The organism is Aneurinibacillus aneurinilyticus ATCC 12856 (genome assembly GCF_000466385.1).
Classification (GTDB): Bacteria; Bacillota; Bacilli; order Aneurinibacillales; family Aneurinibacillaceae; genus Aneurinibacillus; species Aneurinibacillus aneurinilyticus.
Genome location: NZ_KE952680.1, coordinates 1 through 4,725 on the forward strand (window position 1 = coordinate 1; position 4,725 = coordinate 4,725).

Here is a 4,725-nt window from a genome sequence, read left to right on the forward strand (position 1 = left end):
CGGCTCTAAGAGCGAAAATTATGCAAAACGCTCAAATGGATGTACAGGTACAAATAATGAGAGTAAGAAAATGGGTATTGATGAAAATTTGAAGACGGAAAAAATGGAACTAAAGGAACCAATTAATTTCATAGATACATATAATAAGCCAGAAGTTTTAAGTAATAATTTTAAATTACCCTCCTCTGTAGCTTATGATAGTATTGAGGATGCTCTGTATATTACAGATGAACGTGGTTCAAAAGTCATTAAGTTTAAAAACAAAAAAATATCTTCTTTTATAGAACCGGGTTCAGGTAAAGATAACGTTATCAAACCTGATTATCTCTCTATAGATTCTAAAGGTTATTTATGGTTACTTGAAAAAGAATCATCAAAAGTTAAAATTTTTAATTCTAGTGGAAAGGAAATACATTCCTTTAGTTTAGATGAAACTGAAATGATTCATAATATGTTTGTCCATGATAACAATATATATATTAGCTATAATAACAAAATAATTAAGTATGACAAATTTGGAAAGCGACTTTTAGAAATTGAGGAGCCCTTTATAAAAAGTATGGCGATTGCTCATAATAGTTTGTATTTATTAAGAAACGATATAACATATGAAGATAAACATTATAATGAAGCTTTCATAAAGTATTCATTGGATGGAAAGAAAATACAGGACTTACCAATAGAGGGAAAAGGTAATGGGGGATTAGTCTTTAATCCTAATGATCAGAAATTATATCTGTTTACATCTGAAAAAAAACTTTGTCAGATTGATCAAGATGGAAAAATCATTGCTACAGTGTATAACGACCCACCTAAAAATAGGTATGAATTTTTAGAGAAACTTTCATTTGGTAATCAATTTGTATTTGATAAAGAGAATAATATTTATACAACGAATCTTTATTTGCATGAAGTATATCTTATTAAGAGAAAATGAGGTTAAAGAGAATGAATTCGATATACAATAAAAGGAAACTGTATCTTTTCAGTACGCTTTTCCTTTTTTTTATATTAGGTCTTTGCTATGTTTTTACTATGCAGAATGATGAGGAATTTAAAAGGTATGATGTAACTGAATTTCCAACTGTTGAACTGCTTGATTTTTCAAATGAAAAAGTTTTAATAGGGGGTAATCAAAAAAAGATAGTTGTATTTGTTGGAGAAAATTGTAATGCTTGCCATGAGTTAATTAGATTGATATCACAATCACCTTTATCCAAAAGAGAATTGAAAATCTACTATATATGGAAGGAGAAGCATAATAACTTGAATTCCCAACATAGAGGGAATGTTTTCAACTTAATTCTAGATGAGGATAAGTTAGAAAACCGAAAATATGGTACTTTAATAACTCCACATACATATCTGTTAGACGAAAAAAATAACGTAATAATAAATGAATTAGGTTCTTCACCGGCTTTAGTGAAAAAATTAGAAAGGCTGGTAGAAAATAATTGAATATGATTTTATATGATATGCTACAAGCAGTTCGTTCAATAAGGAGAAACCTTGTATTTTCAATAATTATTATTTTATCTCTTTCTATAGGATTGTTATTTCCTATTGTTAATATGGCTTCTGTTTATCATACTTACAAAGTTGTAACAGCCCAGTTTTATGTAGGAGAGAACTATTATTGGGCTAAGACTAATAATAAAGAAAAAAACAGAGATGTTAGGGAATATTTAACCCTATTAGAAAAAATAAGAAACATTAATGGGGTTGAAGCAGTTGGGATTCAAGGAAACACAGCATTTAATGTAATGTCACAGTCATCATTTGTTGAAATGCCGGTTCGTTGGGTAACCAAAGATATTTTGAAGTTTGAAGGGATACCTAACAATATTATTGAAGAGTTATTCTCTAAGGATAATAAAATTATTTTACCATTAGCAAGAGCGAATGAGCTATTTCCAAATGGAAAGAATCTTACAAGAAGCTACATAGAAATTGAAGATAAAAAATATCAAGTTATATCAGTTTATCAAGGTTTTAGTAGTAAATTTCTTGCTAGTATCCCCCTAAATGATAGGAGTAATATTCAAGAACTTGTAGTAAAGTTTAGTTCAAATGATGAGGGAACATTATATAAAATTAATAAACTAATAAAGGAATCGAAATTATTCCAAGAGTTAAAAAGCTATGACTCCTATAAGTACAATAAGTTAGAAAATGAATATGCAAAGTATGCATTTTCAATGGGGCTATGTATCTTTCTTCTTATCTTTTCTTTGCTAAATACAATTTCAATTTTAGCTTACAAATACGAGAGGGACTACCAAAAGTGGGGAATATTACACACTTTTGGTGCTTCTAAAAACAATTTAAGTATACAAGTATATACGGAAACTATTTTGTATTCTTTATTATCTCTTTTACCAGTTGTTCCAGGACTAGTTCTTGCCAAATATATTTTGGGAGAATTAGGAATTTATATCGAATTTTCCCCGCAAGTTTTCGTGGGTGTATTTTTAATTGTTTTATTAACCTCTCTATTATTTGGTTGGTTATCATTAAGAAAAATTAAGAAGAGTAATTTACTTAAAGCTTTATTGGGGTGAGCATATGTCTTATTTATTTGAACAAGCCTGGAGACAAATTACTAGGCAAATGTGGAAAAATCTCTTAGTTGTTATCCAATTATTGGTTGCCTTGGTTATACTACAAATTGTTATATCTGTTTATCTTTCAGAGAAAGAGGAGTATTCACGATATATCAATATTTTTGGGTCCGATATTTACAAGGTGGAAATGTTTGTTCAATCGGCAGAGGGAAACGCTCACCAATTTAGCGAGGAAGTGATACGTAATTTAAAACAAAAAGAAGGTAATATATTTACGTTATTAAAAGGAACATCTCAAGCTATATATTTACCAGAATTCGATGAACCCATTCTTTATATAGAGCTATCACCTGAACTATATAGAAACATTGTAAAAGAACAAAAGGTTGAGGCAACAGCTCCATATTTAGTTAGCAAAGATTTAAAAGCAAAAATTAATGGTACGATAAATATTGATGGAATTCAAGTTAAATCAGATGCCCTAGCAATAACAGATGAATTGTTGCAAATATTAGGTTACAGAAATATCCCTAAAATGTGGATAATCGTTCCTAAAGAAATAAACAAACAAAGCTCTGAGCCGAACATGAAATTGTGGATTAAAAGTTCTGAACTCAGTGCTCAGAGTATGTCTAGTATCCACAATATTTTAAAATCGGATAATTCAAATGCTCATTATAGTATTACCAAGGTAGTGGAGTTACCTGAGGCAAAGATGAACTTTATGCGGGCAATGGTAGTTTCTTTCTTGTTTTTTACTGTATCTGTTTTATTCATTTTTTGCATAGGAATGTTAGGGGCTAATTATATTAAATTTTTATCTGAAAGACATAATTGGGCTATTCACATTGTGTATGGAGCAATGAAAAAGCAATTGATGTATGTTCAAGTGATATACTTTTTAATTATTGTAGCTATACCGTTCATTTTTTCGTTTTTTATTTCTGATTTTGTTTTAAATAGTTTTTTATATACACAAAATGATGTAAGGTTACGTTTTGGATATACTTCATTGGTTAGTGTTATCACACTTTTAATAATAGGTGTTTGTTCCCTAATTCCATTTCATAACCTTCGTAATATGCATATTACAGAATTTTTAAAATAAAGGAGAGAAATTTATTGATAGAGCTACATAATATTAGTAAATCATATACAAATAAAAATAATATAGAAACAAAAGTTTTATCAGAAATTAATTTAAAAATAAATAAAGGAGATTTTATCTCAATTATGGGAACATCAGGTGTAGGTAAGTCTACACTTTTAAATATAATAGGATTATTAGATAGTCCTAATTCAGGATATATTTGTATTGATGGTGAAAAGATGGATATTTCTCGATTAAGTACAGACAAATATAGTAAAATTCGAAATAGATATATTGGTTTTATATTTCAGGATTTTAAACTAATTAGGGATATGAATGTGCTCCAAAATGTGGAGGTTCCTCTTGCTTATGCTGGTTACAATAAGAAGCTGAGAAAAGAAAGAGTAAAAGAAGTGCTACAACAGGTGGGATTAGTAGAAAAAGAAGATGCCTATCCTGACCAGTTATCTGGAGGACAAAAACAAAGAGTAGCAATTGCAAGAGCAATTGCAAATAAGCCTAAAATATTAATAGGAGATGAGCCAACTGGAAATTTAGATGCGGAAACAACCGAAGAAATATTAAGGCTTATTAACTCACTGAATAAATTAGGGGTCACAATTGTTCTAGTTACCCATGATTTAAATGTGGCTAAAAATGCCAATCGAATTTTGGAATTGCATTCAGGGAGATTGGCGGAATATTCGATCGATTAACATGAGTACTTCCGATTTCCTACACCTTGAAGAGGCTGTCTCCATAGCCATCAAGTTAAGAACACATGGTATAAAAAGACAAAAAAATGACCATCCTTATTCAGTATGAATCTGAAAATGAAAGGATGGTCTTTCCTTTGTCATTACCTACATTATCGCCTCAAAAAATAGATTGGATAATTGCCGTTTTATGCATTTTTTCATTGCCAAATACAACTAAACGAAATCACTGTACAACATGGTTTTAAAAAGCGAAATCGAAAAATTAAACCGGAAGATTTTATCGCCCTGTGTGCTTTTGTTATTGATACCCCAAAATGGCCTAAAGTTGACGGTATTGCCTGTCCAGAAACTG

Annotated in this window: 5 protein-coding genes; all 5 read left to right on the top strand. The window is 29.9% G+C overall.

Annotated features, from left to right (window positions below; translation table 11 throughout):
• On the top strand, positions 1-937 hold a 937-nt coding region (locus tag HMPREF0083_RS28625), incomplete at its 5' end, for an NHL repeat-containing protein (protein WP_021619446.1).
• A gap of 11 nt (positions 938-948) precedes the next feature.
• On the top strand, positions 949-1,458 hold the full coding sequence (locus tag HMPREF0083_RS02675) for a TlpA family protein disulfide reductase (RefSeq protein WP_040301255.1): 510 nt from the start codon (positions 949-951) through the stop codon (positions 1,456-1,458).
• 2 nt (positions 1,459-1,460) lie between these two features.
• Complete coding sequence (locus tag HMPREF0083_RS02680; protein ID WP_021619448.1) at positions 1,461-2,561, top strand: ABC transporter permease; 1,101 nt, start codon at positions 1,461-1,463, stop codon at positions 2,559-2,561.
• A gap of 4 nt (positions 2,562-2,565) precedes the next feature.
• Positions 2,566-3,672: a hypothetical protein gene (locus tag HMPREF0083_RS02685; protein WP_021619449.1), complete on the top strand. Its 1,107-nt coding sequence runs from the start codon at positions 2,566-2,568 to the stop codon at positions 3,670-3,672.
• 14 nt (positions 3,673-3,686) lie between these two features.
• Complete coding sequence (locus tag HMPREF0083_RS02690) at positions 3,687-4,370, top strand: ABC transporter ATP-binding protein (protein WP_021619450.1); 684 nt, start codon at positions 3,687-3,689, stop codon at positions 4,368-4,370.
• Positions 4,371-4,725: the final 355 nt, after the last annotated feature.